At 40.9% G+C, this 20,912-nt stretch carries 16 protein-coding genes and 3 pseudogenes; all 19 read left to right on the top strand.

Translation table 11 applies throughout. The features are described 5' to 3' along the window. Positions 1–3: 3 nt before the first annotated feature. The 19 genes and pseudogenes from pnpS to hprK all read left to right on the top strand — a co-directional run bounded on the left by pnpS (position 4) and on the right by hprK (position 20,833). Positions 4–1,780 (top strand): annotated as a pseudogene (gene pnpS, locus MAQA_RS08595) (two-component system histidine kinase PnpS). A 277-nt stretch (positions 1,781–2,057) separates the two neighbouring features. Then, complete coding sequence (locus tag MAQA_RS08590; RefSeq protein WP_036073147.1) at positions 2,058–2,936, top strand: phosphate ABC transporter substrate-binding protein; 879 nt, start codon at positions 2,058–2,060, stop codon at positions 2,934–2,936. A gap of 104 nt (positions 2,937–3,040) precedes the next feature. Then, positions 3,041–3,955 (top strand): phosphate ABC transporter permease subunit PstC, encoded by a 915-nt coding sequence (pstC, locus tag MAQA_RS08585; RefSeq protein WP_052008550.1) that lies wholly within the window; start codon positions 3,041–3,043, stop codon positions 3,953–3,955. Beyond that, the gene (gene pstA / locus MAQA_RS08580; RefSeq protein WP_036073142.1) at positions 3,952–4,839 is read left to right on the top strand and encodes a phosphate ABC transporter permease PstA; all 888 of its coding nucleotides are present in this window, start codon (positions 3,952–3,954) and stop codon (positions 4,837–4,839) included. The genes pstC and pstA overlap by 4 nt, the downstream gene beginning before the upstream one ends. 123 nt (positions 4,840–4,962) lie before the next feature. After that, positions 4,963–5,706: a phosphate ABC transporter ATP-binding protein PstB gene (gene pstB / locus MAQA_RS08575; protein ID WP_221635699.1), complete on the top strand. Its 744-nt coding sequence runs from the start codon at positions 4,963–4,965 to the stop codon at positions 5,704–5,706. Between the two features lie 15 nt (positions 5,707–5,721). Further along, positions 5,722–6,500 (top strand): annotated as a pseudogene (pstB, locus tag MAQA_RS08570) (phosphate ABC transporter ATP-binding protein PstB). 14 nt (positions 6,501–6,514) lie between these two features. Continuing rightward, complete coding sequence (gene phoU / locus MAQA_RS08565; RefSeq protein ID WP_036073140.1) at positions 6,515–7,174, top strand: phosphate signaling complex protein PhoU; 660 nt, start codon at positions 6,515–6,517, stop codon at positions 7,172–7,174. A 340-nt stretch (positions 7,175–7,514) separates the two neighbouring features. Continuing rightward, on the top strand, positions 7,515–7,817 hold the full coding sequence (locus MAQA_RS08560; RefSeq protein WP_036073138.1) for an ArsR/SmtB family transcription factor: 303 nt from the start codon (positions 7,515–7,517) through the stop codon (positions 7,815–7,817). 32 nt (positions 7,818–7,849) lie between these two features. Continuing rightward, a complete protein-coding gene (locus MAQA_RS08555; RefSeq protein ID WP_036073135.1) occupies positions 7,850–9,952 on the top strand; it encodes a heavy metal translocating P-type ATPase in 2,103 nt (700 codons plus the stop codon). Between the two features lie 162 nt (positions 9,953–10,114). Next, positions 10,115–10,450, top strand: a complete 336-nt coding sequence (locus tag MAQA_RS08550) for a hypothetical protein (protein WP_052008549.1) — start codon at positions 10,115–10,117, stop codon at positions 10,448–10,450. An 18-nt stretch (positions 10,451–10,468) separates the two neighbouring features. Continuing rightward, positions 10,469–11,122 (top strand): HD domain-containing protein, encoded by a 654-nt coding sequence (locus tag MAQA_RS08545; RefSeq protein WP_036073130.1) that lies wholly within the window; start codon positions 10,469–10,471, stop codon positions 11,120–11,122. A 17-nt stretch (positions 11,123–11,139) separates the two neighbouring features. Next, entirely contained in the window at positions 11,140–11,385 is a 246-nt protein-coding gene (locus MAQA_RS08540) for a CsbA family protein (RefSeq protein ID WP_036073285.1), read from the top strand. Between the two features lie 187 nt (positions 11,386–11,572). Further along, positions 11,573–13,546 carry an excinuclease ABC subunit UvrB gene (uvrB, locus tag MAQA_RS08535; RefSeq protein WP_036073128.1) on the top strand — a complete coding sequence of 658 codons (1,974 nt, stop codon included), beginning with the start codon at positions 11,573–11,575 and terminating at the stop codon, positions 13,544–13,546. Positions 13,547–13,553: 7 nt separating this feature from the next. Beyond that, entirely contained in the window at positions 13,554–16,418 is a 2,865-nt protein-coding gene (gene uvrA / locus MAQA_RS08530; RefSeq protein ID WP_036073125.1) for an excinuclease ABC subunit UvrA, read from the top strand. Between the two features lie 189 nt (positions 16,419–16,607). Beyond that, positions 16,608–17,865 (top strand): annotated as a pseudogene (locus tag MAQA_RS08525) (DUF4097 family beta strand repeat-containing protein). Between the two features lie 75 nt (positions 17,866–17,940). Continuing rightward, positions 17,941–19,182 (top strand): PspC domain-containing protein, encoded by a 1,242-nt coding sequence (locus MAQA_RS08520; protein ID WP_036073122.1) that lies wholly within the window; start codon positions 17,941–17,943, stop codon positions 19,180–19,182. Positions 19,183–19,208: 26 nt separating this feature from the next. Beyond that, positions 19,209–19,406 (top strand): PspC domain-containing protein, encoded by a 198-nt coding sequence (locus MAQA_RS08515; RefSeq protein WP_036073119.1) that lies wholly within the window; start codon positions 19,209–19,211, stop codon positions 19,404–19,406. A 10-nt stretch (positions 19,407–19,416) separates the two neighbouring features. Beyond that, on the top strand, positions 19,417–19,767 hold the full coding sequence (locus MAQA_RS08510; protein ID WP_036073117.1) for a phage holin family protein: 351 nt from the start codon (positions 19,417–19,419) through the stop codon (positions 19,765–19,767). 130 nt (positions 19,768–19,897) lie between these two features. Then, the gene (gene hprK, locus MAQA_RS08505) at positions 19,898–20,833 is read left to right on the top strand and encodes an HPr(Ser) kinase/phosphatase (protein WP_036073113.1); all 936 of its coding nucleotides are present in this window, start codon (positions 19,898–19,900) and stop codon (positions 20,831–20,833) included. The last annotated feature ends 79 nt before the right edge of the window (positions 20,834–20,912 follow it).

Genomic DNA, 20,912 nt, shown 5'->3' with positions numbered 1-20,912 from the left:
CGAATGAATAAATTATGGCTAAAGATCGGTGTTTCCTTTTTCGTTTTATTTTTTATCACGATTGTTGTGGTGGGGTTCTTTTCAGGAGAACTTATGAAATCGACTTACATGAAAATGAAGGAAAATCAGTTAAAAGATGAAGCGCAAATTTTGGTGCACACACTTAATCTAAGCAACCAAGATTTAGATGGACGTGAAAAAGAGCTTGAAAAGGCGCTTGCGCCGCTTGGTCAAGAAGTGGATGCGCGGATTACGATTATTGACCGGCCAGGAAAAGTGATCGTGGATTCAAAAGAAAATCGTGAACAGCTCGGGAATCATGCGAGTCGACCAGAATTTAAAACAGTACTTCAAAATGGGAAATCTGTTGGGATAGCGACGAGAAAAAGCGCTACAGTTGGCTACAGTATGCTCTATGTGGCGGTACCTATTTTGCACGATGGAAAAGTGGATGGAGCCCTCCGAATTTCTGTTTCACTTGAATCTATTGAAAAAGCAGTTAATAAGTTATGGGGAAATCTTCTCTTGATTTTAATCCCAATTTTACTTATTATCGCAGCGATTAGTATAATCCTTGCAAGACGGATCACACGCCCTGTACAAGAAATTATTGAGGTCTCAAATGACTTAGCTTCACGCAACTACAGTAGCCGGATTTACGGGAAATCAAGTGGAGAACTCCAAGAAATTTCAGTGTCCGTCAATAAGCTAGCGGAAAGTTTAGAACAACAAATGTATGAAATTCGTGAAAATTCACAGCGGTTATCTGCGATTGTGGAGAATCTTGTGAGTGGTGTTATGTTAATTGATTACGATAAAGAAATTATCATGACGAATAAAGCGATGTATCAAATCTTAGGCGAACAAGAAATTACTGGCAAAACATTTTATGAAGTCATTAAAAGTTTTAGTGTCAGTAAGTTGATTGAAAGAGGCTTTCAAGAGAAACAGCGTGCGCAAGAAGAAGTGGCGATTTATTTCCCTAGAGAAATGATACTAGATGCCAGTGTTACACCGATTCTGATGGAAGACGGAGAAATTTCTGGTATCGTGCTTTTATTGCATGATATCACGCAAATTCGCCACCTCGAAAACGTTCGCTCTGAGTTCGTTGCTAATGTGTCACATGAGCTAAAAACTCCGATAACGGCAGTTAAAGGTTTTGCGGAAACATTACTGGATGGGGCTATGGATGATGAAGAGTTACTAAAACAATTCTTGACCATTATCAAAGACGAAAGTGAGCGCTTGAACCGCTTGATTTTAGATATTCTAGCACTCTCAAAAATTGAGCAAAAAGCACTCCCTGTACACATGGAACAAGTTAATTTAGATGATGTGATCCGGCAATCCGTAGAAATGGTAAGTGAACTGGCTAGCGTGAAGGCCATTCAGCTTGAAATTCCTGAAAAAAAAACAGCCGCCCCTTGAAATTACGGCGGAGAGGGATCGGATCCAGCAGATTCTTGTCAACTTATTGTCGAATGCCATTCAATATACGCAGACAGAAGGGAAAGTTCGCTTAAGTTTGGATGATGCAGGGGATTACGTTGTGATAAAGGTAATGGACAATGGGATCGGTATTCCGGAAAAAGATTTGGACCGGATTTTTGAACGATTCTACCGAGTGGATAAGGCAAGAAGCCGCCATTCTGGCGGAACGGGACTAGGTCTCTCAATTGTGAAACACTTAGTTGAAAGTATGGATGGCGAAATTCTTGTTGTGAGCAAAGAAAATGAGGGAACAACTTTTGAAATTAAATTGCCTAAGATAAAGTAATCTCGTTGTCTAAATCACTACACGAAAGATGAGATATTTTAACCATTTCAAATTAGAAGAAGCAAATCTTAACACGCCTAGGCGAAAACTTTCGCCTAGGCGTGTTTTTTTATCCAAAAAATTCATTTTCCTGTCATTTTTTTAACGGGATTTAAAGATTTACACGATCTTAACATTAGCTAAATAACGGCTTAATGGTTTCTGGTTATAGTAGGTATTGTAAGGATAACCAATTTATCAAAATAAGGTGGGTAATAAAAAATGAAAAAAAAAGGTTTTGGGTATAGCGACAATTTTATCAGCATTAATGCTTGTTCTTGCGGCTTGTGGAAGTGGAAGTTCTTCAAATGGCTCGGGTGGCGATTCTGATAAAACATCTGGATCTCTTACGGCTGTTGGATCAACAGCACTACAACCTCTTGTTGAAGCTGCAGGAAAACAATTTCAATCGGAAAATCCTAAAGCACAAATTAACGTACAAGGTGGCGGCTCTGGAACGGGACTAACACAAGTGCAACAAGGTGCGGTAGATATTGGGAACTCGGATGTGTTTGCTGAAGAAAAAGATGGTGTAGACGCTTCAAAACTTGTTGATCATAAAGTTGCAGTTGTCGGCATGGCTCCTGTTGTGAATAAAGATGTGGGCGTTGATAACTTAACTCAACAACAATTGATTGACATCTTTACTGGAAAAGTAACGAACTGGAAAGATGTTGGCGGAAAAGACGAAAAAGTAACGGTGATTAACCGAGCTGAAGGAAGCGGAACTCGTGCCACATTCGAACAATGGGCGCTAAAAGGGGAAACACCTATCAAAGCACAAGAGCAAGACTCTTCTGGAACCGTTCGTAAAATTGTAAGTGAAACACCAGGAGCAATCAGTTACTTAGCTTTTTCTTACATTAATAAATCAGTAGTTGGTCTCTCTGTCGACGGTGTAAAACCAGATGAGAAAAACGTCGCAACGAACGATTGGAAAATCTGGTCTTATGAACACATGTATACAAATGGTAAGCCAAAAGGTCTTACAAAGAATTTCCTAGATTATATGACAAGTGATGCCGTTCAAAAGGATATTGTTCCGCAACTTGGCTATCAATCAATTAAAGAAATGAAAGTAGAACGTAGCGCAGATGGAAAAATTACAAACCTTTAAATAGAAGATGAGAGAAATAGTAAAATTGGGAAGTCTATCCTTTGAAACTGGGATAGACTTGCCCGCATGTTTGGGAACGGAAGGAGTTTTACGTTTTGGAAATCATGAATGAAGAAAAACTAACACGCACATCCAAAAAAGCACGCCTTGAAACTAGAGGGAAAATTATTACCTTTATCTGTATTGCCGTGATGGTTATTGCAGCAGTTTCTATCCTTTATTTTGTCATTTCAAAAGGATTATCCACCTTTTTTATTAATAAAGTATCATTTTGGGATTTCATTTCTGGAAAGGACTGGAATCCAACGAAAACAGATGCGGCAGGCAATGCTCTTGTCGGCGCACTTCCAATGATTATAGGTTCATTTGCCGTGACTTTGCTTGCTGCTTGTATCTCGGCGCCGCTTGCGATCGGAGCAGCCATCTTCATGGTCGAAATTTCTCCGCGCTTTGGGAAAAAAGTGTTGCAACCAGTCATTGAACTACTTGTTGGGATTCCATCGGTTGTTTATGGCTTTATCGGGTTAAGTGTTATCGTCCCGTTTATTCGAGAACATATCTCAGGGAGCGGTTTCGGGATTGCCGCTGCAACCGTTGTTTTAACTGTAATGATATTACCAACTGTAACGTCACTTTCAGTTGATGCGATCAAAGCAGTGCCACGCCATTACCGGGAAGCTTCGCTCGCGCTTGGAGCAACTCGTTTTCAAACAATTTGGCGCGTTGTGCTCCGTTCTTCACGCGCAGGGATATTGACAGCTGTAGTGTTCGGTATGGCGCGTGCCTTTGGTGAGGCGCTCGCAGTTCAGATGGTTATCGGGAACTCAGCAGTCATCCCGACGTCTCTTTTCGAGCCGGCATCTACCCTAACAAGCATTTTGACGATGGGGATGGGGAATACAGTCATGGGAACACTCGACAACAATATTCTCTGGTCGCTTGCGATGGTTCTACTGGCGATGTCACTCTTTTTCATCATTATTATCCGATTCATCGGCCGTAGGAGGAAAGCGAAATGAATGTAAAAACAAAAGATAAAATTGCTACAGGCGTCTTTTATTTCATAGCCGTCCTCATTACGCTCATACTTGCAAGTTTGCTTGGTTATATTCTTGTGAAAGGCGTGCCAAAACTTAGCCTCGATTTCTTGACGAATCCTCCGCAAGCATTTAAAGCGGGTGGTGGAATCGGACCTGAAATCTGGAACTCCTTTTACATGCTAATCATTACAATGCTCATCTCAATCCCAATTGCTCTTGGTGCAGGGATTTATATGGCAGAATATGCACGGAAAAATTGGTTGACCGACTTAATCCGGACAACGATCGAAGTCTTAAGCTCCTTGCCATCTATCGTAGTTGGACTATTTGGATTCCTTGTTTTCGTCATCCAAATGGGCTGGAGTTTCTCAGTATTATCCGGAGCTTTAACACTAACCATTTTCAACTTGCCACTTTTGATCCGCGTTGTTGAAGATGCACTCCGAGCGATTCCAGATACACAACGTGAAGCGGGCTTAGCTCTTGGCATTTCCAGATGGGAGACTATCACACGGGTTCTTATTCCAGCCGCTCTCCCGGCGATCATAACCGGCATCATTCTTGCGGCAGGACGTGTATTTGGTGAAGCCGCAGCACTTATTTTCACAGCAGGACAAAGCACGCCGATTCTTGACTTTACAAACTGGAATCCAGCAGATGTCACCTCGCCGCTCAATATTTTCCGTCCCGCTGAAACGCTTGCCGTACACATTTGGAAAATCAACGGGGAAGGCATTATGCCAGATGCGCGCGCTGTTTCAGATGGAGCTTCTGCTGTATTAATTCTATCGGTGTTACTTTTCAATATTTTGGCTCGTTTACTCGGAAAATTAGTATTCAAAAAAATGACGTCTTCGTCTTAAAACAAAGGAGTTTTGAAGATGCTGTTAACGAAAAATCAAACCAGTGTAGGGATGCTTGATAAGCAGGAAACAAAAACTAGGGCTTTGACAAATGAATCTAGCTTAGCGGCAAGCCGAAACGCGATGGCGACAGAAGACCTCCACGTTTACTATGGAGATAATCATGCGATCAAAGGAGTAAGTCTAGCCTTTCCTGAAAATCAAGTTACCGCGCTAATTGGACCATCGGGATGTGGAAAATCTACCTATTTGCGGGCGCTTAATCGTATGAATGAAGAAATTGATGGATGCCGGATGGAAGGCAAGATTCTCTACGATGATATTAATATCAACCGGAAAGAGATTGATCTTTACCGCATTCGACAAGAAATCGGCATGGTTTTCCAAAAGCCGAATCCATTTTCGAAATCCATCTATGAAAATATTGCATTCGGACTAAAACGTCACGGAATGCGTGGTAAAAAAGAATTGATGGAACGCGTTGAGAAAAGTTTACGCGGAGCTGCACTTTGGGATGAAGTAAAAGACGACTTAAATAAAAGCGCGCTTTCGCTTTCTGGTGGGCAACAGCAAAGGCTTTGTATCGCAAGAGCTATCGCGATGCAACCAAAAGTCTTGCTCCTTGATGAACCGGCTTCTGCACTTGACCCGATTTCAACCAGTAAAATTGAAGATTTAATTAATGAACTAAAAGAGAAATACACGATTGTCATTGTGACGCATAACATGCAACAAGCCGCACGTGTATCTGACTTTACCGCCTTTTTCTATCTAGGCGAAGTAGTAGAATTCAAGGAAACAACAGAACTTTTCACGAACCCATCAGAAAAACGAACGGAAGACTATATTTCTGGGAACTTTGGTTAAAGGAGAGGGAATAGGATGGAAATGACGACCGAAAAAACCAAATTTATGATTGAAACAACGGATGTCGATTTATTTTATGGGACCAAACAAGCTCTTAAAAAAGTTTCGCTTTCAATTAAAGAAAACCAAGTCACCGCATTAATTGGCCCATCTGGATGTGGAAAATCTACATTTTTGCGAACGCTCAATCGGATGAATGACTTGATTCCTAACGTAAAAACGACTGGCAACATAAAAATCTCAAATGAGGAGATCAATCAAGCAAAAGTAGACCTCGTAGGGCTTAGAAAGCGCGTTGGGATGGTCTTTCAGCAACCCAATCCTTTTCCATTCTCAATTTATGACAATGTCGCATACGGGCCACGGATGCATGGCGTAACGAATCGGAAAGAATTGGATGCGATTGTGGAGCGAAGTCTTCGCCAAGCCGCACTTTGGGATGAAGTCAGTGACAGGCTCGACAAACCCGCAACAGGAATGTCGGGCGGGCAGCAGCAGCGCCTCTGCATTGCGCGAGTTCTTGCCGTAAAACCCGAAGTCATTTTGATGGACGAACCAACCTCGGCGCTTGATCCAATTTCAACGGCCAAGGTCGAAGATTTAATTTTAGAATTGAAAAAGGAATTATACGATCGTTATCGTGACACACAACATGCAACAAGCATCTAGGATCTCTGATGAAACAGCCTTTTTCTTAAATGGTGAGATCATTGAATTTGCGGATACCACCTCTATTTTTACCAATCCAGCAAAACAAAAAAACAGAAGATTATATTTCTGGTCGATTTGGATAAGGAGTGAAAACACTATGGTAGTTAGAAAGTTATTTACGGAGCAATTGAATGATTTACATCAACATTTATTAGAAATGGGCATGTTGGTAAACGAAGCAATTTTTAAAGCGATGAAGTCACTTTCGGAACGGGATATCAAGCTTGCTGACCAAGTAGTTGCAGAAGACAAAGCTATTAATAACATGGAATTATCACTTGAGCAGGGCTCTTTTGAGCTTATTGCTTTGCAACAACCTGTTGGGACGGACTTACGAAAAATTGTTACAGTTTTAAAAGCAAGCTCCGATTTGGAGCGAATGGGGGATCATGCAGTCAGCATTGCGAAAGCGACCATTCGCTTAGGGGACAGTAAAGTGCTAAAGCCCATCCCTGAGATTCCTGAAATGGGAGAACTTGTTAAATCCATGCTTCACGACGTGTTGAACGCTTATTTAGCAGGGGATGCGGTGGCAGCACGCGAAATTGCAGCGCGTGATAATGATGTCGATAAGCTACACCGAGTTGTGTCGCGTAAGTGTATTGAGCAGATGCAAGAAAATGCAGAACATCTGGAAGAAATCTCGCATTTACTGTTTGTTGCTCAAAATTTGGAACGAATTGGAGACTACATCACCAATATTTCTGAGTGGATCGTGTATTTGGATAGCGGTGAAATTGAGGAATTGAATAACTAAAAATAGCCTCCGGCATGCCCGGAGGCTATTTTTACAGTGGAACGTTTTCTCGGATCGAAAAAAACAATCTTTAATGAAATTTCGTATTTTGGAAAAGCAAAATGATGAAAAAGCTTCAGGAACTGCTAGTGTAGACTTGTTACTAATTAACTTTGTTTTTGGTAAAAGAAGGTCAAACAAAATTGGGAATTCACTTGCCTTTTTAAAAGTTATATATTATTATATGTGTATATTAACATATAATAATATATAACTTTTAAATTCACTAAAGTTGCACAAACCCGTGCGAACACGCTATCATATGATTATATGAACATATAATAATGGAGTGTGAACGGATATGGAAAATCATTCGGGTTTAGACGAAGAGACATTGCTAAATGTCACACAAATTTTTAAGGCGCTTTCGGATCCAACACGTGTCCAAATTTTGAATCTCTTGCAAGAGCGAGAGTATTCCGTGAATGAAATTGCGCGAACGCTCTCTTTCAACCAAACGACGGTTTCTCATCAGTTACGGTTTCTGAAAAATTTACGACTTGTGAAATCGCGGAGAGAGGGTACAACCATTTATTATTCGCAGGATGACCACCATGTGCTTGAATTGCTTAAACAAGCGATTCATCACGTTGAACACAGATGATTTAAGGGCGCCTATGCTAGGAGCGGATCATGATGACAGAGTATCGACTAACAGGACTTTCTTGTGCCCACTGTTCTGAAAAACTGGAGCGGGAAATTCGGAATTTAGACCATGGAAGTGAAGCTAAAATTTTTTATAATACATCCAAGCTCATTCTTCCAGACAAAGTACCGCTTACTGCTGTTGAAAAAATCTTAAAAACAGAAAATGTAGCGATTGTAAATTCTGATAGCTCGCAGTCAGAAGACGAGCATGCGCACAGCCATGAACATGGCAATGATAAAAAACTTTTGATTCAGTTAGGCATTTCAACGGTATTGTTTCTAGCCGCATTTATTCTTGGAGATAAAATTCCTTGGGGCGCTTCTTTTGCTATTTATTTTGTGGCAGCGGGACTGAGCGGCTATCAAACTTTCTTTAAAGGGCTTAAAAACCTTTTTCGGTTGAAATTTACGATTGATACACTCATGACAGTGGCTTTAATTGGTGCTTTTGCAATAGGTGATTATAAAGAAGGTACAGTTGTAGCGATTTTGTTTGGCTTAAACGAATATCTGGAAGGTTTCGGCATGCGTCAAGCGAGAAAATCCATGTCCGAACTTTTAAAAGTCGCCCCTAAAACTGCCAATATTTTAGTGAACGGTGAAGTGAGTCAAATCCCAATCTCCAAACTTCAATTAAAAGACGTAGTTTTAATCCGTGCTGGAGAGAAAGTCCCATCGGATGCGACGGTTATTGAAGGCGCAAGTTCCTTCAATGAAGCAGCAATCACCGGGGAATCCATGCCGGTTGAAAAACAAATTGGGGATGTCCTGTTTGGCGGTTCGATTAATAATGAAGGAACCATAAAAGCTGAAATTTCAGCGCTATATGAAGATTCCTCCCTTGCAAAAATTCTTCACCTTGTAGAAGAAGCGCAAGAAACGAAGACGCCAACTGAACTCTTTATTGATAAATTTGCACGTTACTATACACCAGCGATCATGCTTTTTGCAGTAATGATTGCGTTTTTGCCACCACTTCTTTTCGGTGCAGACTTTTCAAAATGGCTTTATGAAGGGCTAGCCGTTCTAATTATCGGCTGTCCATGTGCTTTAATCCTTTCTTCGCCAGTTGCGATTGTTTCGGGGATCACTCGTAGCGCGAAAAATGGTGTTTTAATTAAGGGTGGCGTTTTTCTTGAACAGCTTGGAAAAATAAAGCAAATTGCATTTGATAAAACAGGAACACTGACAAGTGGAAAGCCAGTTGTAGCAGAAATGATCAAGTACAATGATCACTTCATGGACATTGCGGCGCGGATGGAAAGCGATTCCTTACATCCGATTGCATCGGCAATTACTCAAAAAGCGAAAAGCGACGGTGTGGAAATCGGCAAGATGGACTCGATGGAAACCATCGCTGGAAAAGGCCTTGTAGGAAGCCTCGCTGGTGTATCCTACTTTATGGGAAATGAAAGTCAAATCCCGGATGGGGCTTGGGATGAGAGAGCACGTTCAGATGTGCAAAGTTTGAAGCAAGCTGGCTATACGGTCGTTGTGACAGCATCTGAATCGCAAATCCTCGGCATGTTCGGTATCCGAGATGCACTCCGGCCAGAAAGTCGGGAACTCATTTCAGATTTACATCAAATTGGCGTGACGAATACCATTATGCTCACTGGAGACCATGTGAAAACAGCTGAAAAGGTTGCATCCGAAATTGGCATGGATACTTATTATGCCGACTTGCTTCCAGAGCAAAAACTGGACCAAATCCAGAAGATTCAATCTGAAACTGGGAAAGTGATGATGGTTGGAGATGGCATCAATGATTCGCCTGCACTTGCCACGGCAGATCTTGGGATTGCTATGGGAAAAGGCACCGATAGCGCAATTGAAGTGGCAGATGTTGTCTTGATGCAAGATCATTTGCTTAAGCTTCCAATCACCATCCGGATTGCTAAAAAGGTGCGCAAAATTATTGGCTTTAACATTGCATTTGCGCTAGGCCTTAAAATTTTGGCACTTTTGCTGACGTTACCAGGGTTACTCACACTTTGGATGGCCATTATGGCAGATATGGGAGCAACGATTATTGTGACGCTTCTTAGTTTGACAATTTTGATCCGGACGAAAGAAGAAAAAATTTTATGACTAGAAAGGACGTCTTTTCGTTTCCTGCAAAGGGAAAAAGGCGTCTTTTTGTCGAAAACTTTGGCTTTCTGTGGTAAAGTAAAGGACAAATAAGATTTTGGAGGGAATGGTTTGAAACTCACGTCAAAGCAAAAAACGGCGGTCATTACAGGTTTTATTTTGATGTTTGCAATCGCGATCCTCGGTTTGTTGTTTAATCAGTCGCTTGCTCTTGTTTGGATACTTGGAATCTTGCAATTTATTTTGATTCAAGTCACTTGTTTTATTTGGATTTATGCGCCGATCCAGGCAGATCAAGCACGAAAACGCAAACTTTTCAGCTGGGGCGTGCTACTCACTGCTTTAGTTTTGCTTATTCTTGCACTCGTTGTGCCGGATAACTTTCGCTCTTATTCAGGTTTCATGATTGCGCTTGTTGGCTATGCGGCTGCGGTTGTGATGCGTGAAGTGGAAAATACGAATCCAGCGAACAAAAAGCAACAAAGTCATAAAAAATAATTAAGAAGGAGTGTTAAGATGGGAATTCATCAATATTTTCAAAGTTTATCGGATCTTGAGAACATTTATCGTTGTCCGGGAAAGTTTAAATATCAGGAGCATTCCGTCGCCGAACATTCTTTCAAAGTAACAAGTATCGCTCAATTTTTTGGAAATGTAGAGGAGAAAGCTGGAAATGAGGTCGATTGGCGGGCGCTTTATGAAAAAGCGCTGAATCACGATTATTCTGAGCTTTTTATTGGCGATATTAAAACGCCTGTAAAATATGCGACAGCAGAGCTTCGGGAAATGCTTTCAGAAGTGGAAGAAAGCATGACACAAAATTTTATTGAGCGGGAAATTCCAAGTGAATTTCAAAATATCTATCGCCATCTACTAAAAGAAGGTAAAGATGAAACGCTTGAAGGTAAAATTTTGGCGATTGCAGATAAAGTGGATTTACTGTATGAGTCCTTTGGTGAGATCCAAAAGGGGAATCCAGAAAATGTCTTTGTTGAAATTTATAGTGAGGCGCTTGCAACGATTTATAAATACCGGGAGATGGCAAGTGTGAAATATTTTCTGGCAGAAATTCTGCCAGATATGCTACATGAAAAAGGCATCCGCAAAACTGAGCTTCCTGAATTAACGAATGATATTACAGCTCAGGCTTTAAAAGACGATTCTAAGTAAAGGAGAGGAGAAACATGATTGATCAAATGCTTTCGGCTATTTTCTTTCCTGGACTTTTGGTCATCATGTTTGCGCGAATCACTTATAATCGCTATATTGCGCTTCTTTTGATGGTCATTTTAATTGCGGCGAGTGTGAAGCTTGGTTACACGGGAACATACTGGTTGATGGTCCTAGACGCGTTATCCATGACGGTGGGATTTGCCGTTGCAACGGTCATGCTGAAACGGCTCAAGGCAAAAGGAAAGCACATGGATAGGTGAAAAATAAGAAAAGTGATAAAATAAAGAGAGAAAAAACGTGATCCGCCGAGATGACGTTTTTTCGTTCTCTTTAAAAGCGAAAATATGTTCGCTTTTTGCTAGGCGAATAGAATACTTTATGGTAAAATGAAAGAATCTTATGTATTGGTAGAAAAAAATTTAACGAGCTGGAATGGAGGAAGAGACATTGACTGATAAATTTGAACTCGTTTCAGAATATAAACCGTCTGGTGATCAGCCAAGAGCGATTGAACAACTGGTTGCGGGCCTTAATAAGGGTGTGAAGCACCAAACTTTACTTGGGGCAACGGGAACCGGGAAGACGTTCACTGTGTCTAATGTCATTCAGGAAATTAATAAGCCGACGCTTGTTATGGCTCATAATAAGACGCTAGCAGGACAACTCTATAGTGAATTCAAAGAGTTCTTTCCAGAGAATGCTGTCGAATATTTTGTGAGTTATTATGATTATTATCAACCTGAAGCCTATGTTCCGCAAAGTGACACTTATATAGAAAAAGATGCGAGTATCAATGATGAAATTGATAAATTACGACACTCGGCAACGGCTGCTTTATTTGAACGACGTGATGTCATCATCATCGCTAGTGTTTCTTGTATATACGGTTTAGGGGCACCAGAAGAATATGGGAAATTACTTGTTTCACTAAGGACTGGAATGGAACTTGGGCGGGATGAGTTACTTCGTCGTTTAGTGGCTATTCAGTACGACCGAAATGATATTGATTTTCAGCGTGGTCGTTTTCGTGTACGTGGCGATGTTGTTGAAATTTTCCCAGCTTCTCGAGATGAACACTGTATTCGGGTCGAATTTTTTGGTGACGAAATTGAAAGAATTCGTGAAGTAGATGCATTAACGGGCGAAATTATTGGTGACAGAGAACATGTTTCGATTTTTCCGGCTTCTCACTTTGTAACAAGCCCAGATATTATGAAAATTGCCATTCAAAACATTAAACTTGAGCTAGCTGAACGTTTAAAAGAGTTGCGCAGTCAAGATAAGCTATTAGAAGCGCAACGACTTGAACAACGAACGAATTATGATATTGAAATGATGGAAGAAATGGGTTACTGCTCGGGGATTGAAAACTATTCAAGACACCTAGCGCTTCGAGAACCAGGTTCGACGCCTTATACGTTGCTTGATTATTTCCCAGATGACTTCCAAATTGTGATTGATGAGTCACACGTTACAATGCCTCAAATTCGGGGGATGTATAACGGGGACCAAGCGCGAAAACAAATGCTTGTAGATCACGGGTTTAGACTTCCATCGGCGCTTGACAACCGTCCGCTACGACTAGAAGAATTTGAAAAACATGTCAATCAAATTGTTTACATTTCCGCAACACCAGGTCCTTATGAATTAGAACATAATCCAGAGGTAGTAGAACAAATTATTCGTCCAACAGGGCTGCTTGATCCAATTATCGAAGTTCGTCCAATTGAAGGACAAATTGATGATTTGATTGACGAAATTAATGATCGGACTGGAAAAGATGAACGGGTTCTAGTTACGACTTTAACGAAAAAAATGGCGGAAGATTTAACGGATTATTTGAAAGAAGCTGGCATCAAAGTCCAGTATCTGCACTCTGAGATTAAAACCCTTGAACGGATTGAAATTATCCGGGATTTGCGGCTAGGTGTGTTCGATGTGTTAGTCGGTATCAACTTATTGCGTGAAGGAATCGATTTACCGGAAGTATCATTAGTTGCGATTCTAGATGCTGATAAAGAAGGATTTCTTCGTTCAGAGCGCTCGCTTATTCAAACGATGGGGCGTGCGGCACGGAATGAACACGGAAAGGTTATCATGTATGCGGATAATATGACAGATTCCATGAAGAAATCCATTGATGAAACGGAACGTCGTCGTAAAATCCAAGAGGAATATAATGAAAAACACGGTATTGTGCCGAAAACGATTCGGAAAGAAATTCGTGGCGTGATTTCTGCGACAACAGTTTCTGAAGAGGAAAATGAGAAATTGCAAGACTTGAGTAAGCTAACGAAACAAGAACGCGGTCAATTGATTGAAGATATGGAACATGAAATGAAAGCTGCGGCGAAGGCACTTGACTTCGAGCGGGCGGCTGAACTTCGTGATGCACTTTTAGAACTTAAAGCGGAAGGATGAGTCAGATTTGAAAAAAGATAAGATCGTAATCCAAGGAGCAAGAGCGCATAACTTGAAAAACGTTGATGTGGAAATCCCACGTGATAAGCTAGTTGTCATGACTGGCTTATCCGGTTCCGGGAAGTCTTCGCTTGCTTTTGATACGATTTATGCCGAAGGACAAAGGCGTTACGTGGAATCCTTGTCCGCCTATGCTAGGCAGTTCCTTGGTCAAATGGATAAACCTGATGTGGACTTAATTGAAGGTTTAAGTCCAGCTATTTCGATTGACCAAAAAACGACAAGTCGAAATCCACGTTCCACAGTCGGGACGGTAACAGAAATTCACGATTATTTGCGCTTGCTTTATGCTCGCGTTGGTCATCCTATTTGTCCTAATCATGGAATTGAAATTACTTCGCAGACGATCGAACAGATGGTAGATCGTGTTTTTGAGTATCCTGAAAAAACTCGGATTCAAATTATGGCTCCGATTGTTTCTGGAAAAAAAGGCACACACAAGAAAACGTTTGAGGAAATTAAAAAGCAAGGTTACGTGCGGATTCGTGTTGATGGTGAAGTCTATGATGTCAATGATGAGATTGAACTTGAAAAAAACAAGAAACATTCTATTGAAATTATTATTGACCGAATTGTCATCAAGGAGGGCGTACATTCACGTCTATATGATTCACTTGAATCGGCACTTAAGCTCGCAGATGGCTATGCGATTGTAGATGTGATTGGCGAAAAAGAACTCCTATTTAGTGAACACTATGCATGTCCGTATTGTGGCTTTACTGTTGGAGAATTAGAACCGCGGATGTTTTCTTTTAATAGTCCGTTTGGAGCTTGTCCAACTTGTGATGGTCTTGGAACAAAGCTTGAAGTGGATGTGGAAACAGTTATTCCAGACCCATCACTTTCACTAAATGAAGGCGCCATTGTACCGTGGAAACCGATTAGTTCACAATATTATCCACAAATGCTTGCTTCTGCTTGTGAAGAGTTTGGGATCGACTTGGATACACCGTTTGAAAAACTTTCGAAGGAACATCAAGATATTGTTTTAAGGGGTTCTGGTGAAAAAGAATTTTTCTTCAAATACAAAAATGATTTCGGGATGACACGAGAAACTTGGATCCCATTTGAAGGTGTTCTACCAAATATTGAGCGGCGTTACCGGGAAACAAATTCGGACTTTACGCGAGATCAAATGGCACAATATATGACTAATTTGCCTTGTCCAACTTGTCATGGCTATCGTTTGAAAGAAGAAGCGCTCGCTGTGAAAGTTGACGGAAAGCACCTCGGTGAAGTGAGTGATTACTCGATTACGGAAGGCTTTGATTTCTTTGAAGGCCTTGATTTATCGGAAAAGGAATCACAAATTGCTGCTCCTATTTTGAAAGAAGTTCGAAATCGATTAGGTTTTCTCAAAAATGTTGGATTGAATTATTTAACGCTGAGCCGGGCAGCTGGAACGCTTTCTGGCGGTGAGGCACAGCGGATTCGACTGGCAACACAAATTGGCTCAAAACTAACTGGTGTGCTATATATTTTGGATGAGCCTTCGATTGGCTTGCATCAGCGAGATAATGACCGACTTGTAAATACTCTTCAGGGAATGCGAGATATTGGAAATACGCTTATTGTTGTTGAACATGATGAGGATACTATGATGGCAGCGGACTATTTGATTGACATTGGTCCCGGAGCTGGAGAACATGGTGGGGAAATTGTTGCAGCAGGAAGTCCAGAAGAAGTTGCGAATAACGCCGATTCAATCACGGGTGCTTATCTATCTGGTAAGAAGTTTATTCCGGTCCCAACGAAGCGTCGTAAAGGAAATGGAAATAAGCTTGAAATTATCGGAGCGAAGGCAAATAATTTAAAAAATGTATCGGCGGATATTCCGCTTGGAACTTTCACGTGTGTTACAGGTGTTTCAGGTTCAGGAAAGAGCTCGCTTGTGAATGAAGTCCTTCGGAAGGCACTTTCACGAAAGTTAAACCGGGCCAATGCTAAGCCGGGTCCACACAAGGAAATTAAGGGGATCCAGCACCTTGAAAAAATCATCGATATTGACCAGTCGCCAATTGGACGGACACCAAGGTCAAATCCGGCAACGTATACTGGAGCTTTTGATGATATTCGGGATTTGTTTGCTTCAACGAATGAAGCAAAAGTTCGCGGATATCAAAAGGGGCGGTTTAGCTTCAATGTGAAAGGTGGACGGTGTGAAGCTTGTAAAGGTGACGGCATTATCAAAATTGAGATGCACTTTTTGCCGGATGTCTATGTTCCTTGTGAAGTTTGCGGTGGGAAACGCTATAATAGTGAAACACTCGATATTCATTATAAAGGAAAGAATATTGCGGAAGTGCTTGATATGACAGTTGAAGAAGGACTGGATTTCTTCCAAAACCAACCGAAGATTGCTCGGAAATTGCAAACTATTGTGGATGTGGGTCTTGGATATATTCGTCTCGGTCAGCCAGCTACAACGCTTTCTGGTGGAGAAGCGCAACGTGTGAAACTCGCTTCGGAACTGCATAAACGTAGTAACGGGAAGTCATTCTATATTTTGGATGAGCCAACAACGGGACTACATGTTGATGATATCGGGCGGTTGCTGGATGTTTTGCAACGGCTTGTTGACAATGGAGATACGGTGCTTGTGATTGAACATAATTTGGATGTGATCAAACAAGCGGATTATTTAATTGATCTTGGACCGGAAGGTGGCGATGGTGGTGGACAAATTGTCGCTAAGGGGACACCTGAGAAGGTCGCATCATCGAAAAAATCGTATACAGGACATTATTTGAAACCGATTCTGGAACGCGATAAGAAACGTATGAAGGAAAAGGTTGCAGAAAAGCAAAAATAAATTGATAAGCTTGATCTGGAGGAAAGTCGTCAGATCAGGCTTTTTCTTTTCCCCAAAAGTCTAAAGAAAGAATCGTTCTTAGGTTGTATGACAGATTTTCTGTGATGCGTCATAATAGAACTATAATAAATGAGACACTAAATCAACTGGAATTTTTGAATAAATGATGAATTTTTGGAGGGGAAAAGCATGGAAAATGAACGTAAACGTATTTTGGAACTCGTGAAGCAAGGCGTGATCTCAACTGAGGAAGCTTTAATGTTACTTGAAAATATTTCGAAAAAAGAAGGAAAGAGTGCAGCTTCTGAAAATATGCGTCAAGCTGATCGCTCGGAAGCCCGTCAAGAAGAAGTAGAGCAAGAAGAAACAGGTTATGATTATTCACAAGGCTGGAACACTAAAGATAATCCGTATCGTGGTGGAGAAGCCAAAAAAAACGCGTCCTCGTCCTGAAAGCGGCTCAAATAAAGAAGAAAAGGCAAAACTAGAAAGAGAAAAACAAGCGAAGCGAGAAGAAACGCTTAAAAATGTAATGAGTGATCTTTCGCAAGCTGGTGAAAAAATTGGTTCTTTCTTAGGAAGTGCGATTAATCAAGTGAAGGATATGCCGTTTCCGTTTTTGACATCGACAAAGCTAGAACGTGAATTTGTTTATCATGACACGACACTTTCTATTTTAGAGTTTGATGTGGCACTCGGAAACATTGAATTTAAGCCTTCGGAAAATGAAGATATTCGCGTGAAAGCCGCAATTAAGCTCTTTAAGGAGTATCCAGAAGAAGAAGCGATGAAAATTTTCTTTGATCGAACAACGCTTCGGGTTGATGAGGAAACCCTTCGATTCGAATCTAAATCTAAACAAATTGTGACAAACTTAACGGTCTACTTACCACGTCGTGAATATGATTATGTTTCGATCAAAATTTTAAATGGGAACTTCCATATCGATGAGCTCGTTGGTCGTGATCTATTTGCCAAAACAACGAACGGAAATATCAGTGTTGGTACGCTTCAAGCAACACTTGCCGAAATTGAATCGATCAATGGTAATGTTCGTGTTCAAAATGGGAAGGTGCGAGATGTTTCACTGAAAACGTTAAATGGAAATGTTGCCGTAAAGGGCGAATTTTACTCAAGCAATTTAACGACTAAAAACGGTAATGTTCGTTATCAATTAGAAAATCCAAATGCGGTTTATCTTAAGGCAAAAGCTGGCGCTGGGAACATTGAAGTCATTGTACCGAAGGAATCAGGTTTGGATGGACGCGTTCATACTAATCTAGGTAAGATACTGCTTGATGTGAAGGATGCGGAAGTTTTGGATTCGAAAACGGAATCAGTGAATAAAATGATGGTATTTACTAAAGTTTCAAGCACGGACTCGGAAGCGCTAAAAGTTGAAGCAGAAGCAACGACGGGTAATGTGAAAATTAGAGACTTTAAATAAATTAAATTGGTGGGAAGCAGTTCTCCTGTTTCCTGCATGATTGGTTAAGATTTAGAAAGAAAGGAAGCACAAGCTATGGAGAAAAAGTTGAGAAGGTCAAGAGTAGATCGTAAGGTGGGCGGTGTTTTCGGCGGTATTGCGGAGTACTCAGGAATTGATGCGACAATTTTGCGGCTCGTCTTTATTGCTTTTGCGATTTTTACAATGAAGACCGGAATTGCGATTATTGCTTACATTATTGCTTTGTTTGTGATTCCTTCAAGTAAAATGAACAATGATGAGGTAAGAGCGGAGTTCAGACGCAGACAAGATGAAAAGCGTCGCTATGTGAGTGAAAGACGTGAGCAGCGTTTTGACCGGATAGATGAAAGAGTTGCAAGAAAACAAGCTCATGTGGAGCGTCGCATGAGGCATATAGATAAAGTGCGCTCTTTGCATACACCTGAACCGGCCATTCACCGCGGCGAAACAAGACCGCGCCCGACTCGAGAATTTACGTTTGATGCGACTACATTTAAGGCATTTAAAATTCAAATCGCGACCGGAGATGTTCGCTTGCGTGTTTGGGAAAAAGATGAGCTGAAAATGCGTGTTGTGCTTGCGGTACATGAAAAAGCACGGTCGATTCGTCAAATGAGCGAAGACAAGCTATGGGATTATTTCTTTAGTGAAACAATGTTAGAGATTGATCCTGCGCAGTTTACTTTTGAATCAAGAAAAGATATTTTGAAGACGGATGTTGTTTTAACGGTTCCGAAAAGACTTTATGAGCAAGCTAAAATTCAATTGCTTAATGGGAACTTAAAATTTGATGATATTTCGGCAGAGGATACGATTATTAAGATTCATCATGGGGATCTTCGTTCTTCAGCGGCAAGTGGTAAGTTTTTAAGTGCCGATTTACAAGATGGCGAAATTTACTTCAAGCGAGCAAACATCGAAAACTTGGATCTTGCTACGCAAAAAGGTGATGTTGTCGTAGATGGTAATTTTATTACAACTGTTGCTAAATCTGCCAAGGGCGATGTTGAGTATAATTTGAACAATGATTCAGCTACATCAGCCGATTTACAAGCCCCACATGGTGATATTCGCATCCAGATTCCCGCATCGTGGAATGTGGATGGAACACTTGGAACTAAACGAGAAAAAATTTACTTTGATTTGAAAAATGCTAAAGTCTGGGACGATTCAAGCCAAGCACTTGTTTTCACACAAAATGCTGAAGAAATAAGTACAGCGACTTTGCAAGCTAAAGTAGACACTGGGATTATTAAAGTAACTGAACTGGAAGAAAAACAGGAAGATGTTTTATAATCATTAAAAGAAGGGAAGAAAATACGATGAAAAAACTAACGAAGTCATCAGAACAGAAAATGCTAGCTGGAGTTTGTGGCGGTTTCGCAGAATACTTAGGATTTGATGTTACTTGGATACGCCTTGCTTGGGTGATTCTAACCTTAATCGGTGGATCAGGTATCTTGCTTTACATCATTGCTGCGATTATTATGCCAAGTGCTCCGGGGTCAGAGTGGGAGTGAATTTTCGAAAATGCGCTGGTTAATAGGAGTAATCATTAATGCTGTTTTATTTGTCGCGATGTCTGGTTTCTTTTCCAGCTTTCATGTCGATGGATTTATGACGGCCGTTATTGCAAGCTTTATTTTAGCAATCTTGAACATGTTGATTCGTCCGATTTTGTTTATTCTAACGCTCCCAATTAATATTTTGACGCTCGGCTTATTTACCTTTGTTGTGAATGCGCTGATGCTTGAACTAACAACTTATTTCATGGGAAGCTCATTTAGTATTGATGGATTCGGAATGGCAATGTTGATTGCTGCGATTATGGCATTTGCCAATATGATTATTAATTCCGTATTATGGGATGATAAGAAGTAACAAAGACAGCTCCATTCACGTGGGGCTGTTTTTGTTTGGGAAGTATTTCAGGAGAAGTTTATGATTTAACTACTCGAAAAGCGTGAGAAATGGTAAAATAAAGAAAACAAAACCTGATGGAGGTAATTTGATGACAAAATCTGTTCCGGTAAAAGAATTAATGGAGCGGCTTAATTTAGAAGTGCTTTGTTCAGATAACGGATTAGATCGCCCAATCGTAACAAGTGATTTATCAAGACCAGGCCTTGAACTGACGGGCTTTTTCTCTTATTATCCTGAAGACCGTGTACAACTATTCGGAATGACGGAGATTTCGTTTTCAAAGGGGATGGAACCACAGGAACGCTTGAAGCGCTATAGACAAATGTGCACGCGCCGCACACCCGCTTTTGTAATCTCACGTAGCCTAGAAGCACCAGATGAGCTCCTTCAAGCCGCAAAAGAAGCTGGGATTCCTGTCCTCAGGTCTCGCCTTAAAACAACACGGCTGTCAGTTTATATCACGAATTATTTAGAGAGTAAACTCGCGCCAGTTATTTCAAAACATGGGGTTTTAGTAGATATTTATGGGCTTGGTGTTTTGATTACGGGAAATAGTGGAGTCGGAAAAAGTGAAACAGCGCTCGAGCTTGTGAAACGCGGGCACCGACTTGTAGCAGATGATAACGTTGAAATTCGGAAAGAAGATGAACTGTCATTAATCGGTTCTTCGCCAGAAATTATTGAACATTTACTGGAAATCCGCGGGTTAGGTATTATTAATGTAATGACACTTTTCGGAGCGGGTGCGGTTCGGTCGAGTAAAAAGATTACGCTCGTTGTACATTTAGAAAATTGGGATCCAGAAAAACATTATGATCGTGTGGGGCTGGATGAAGAAAAAACTCAAATTTTCGATATGGATGTTCCCATGATTACAGTCCCTGTCCGTCCGGGGAGAAACTTATCAGTTATTATTGAAGTTGCTGCTATGAACTTCAGACTGAAAAACATGGGTTACAATGCAGCTGAACGCTTTACAAGCGATCTTAATCATTTGATTAGTCACAATAGCATGAACGATTAAAACGTTGAAAACGGGGCCCTTTTGAGCGAATGGAAAAGTAGAGATTCGGGCTCCTTTTCTTTTTACGTAAAAAAAGGTA

This window comes from Listeria aquatica FSL S10-1188, from assembly GCF_000525795.1.
Classification (GTDB): Bacteria; Bacillota; Bacilli; order Lactobacillales; family Listeriaceae; genus Listeria; species Listeria aquatica.
Note: the sequence above shows the minus strand (reverse complement) of the source record. Positions and strands in the feature narration are given on the sequence as shown.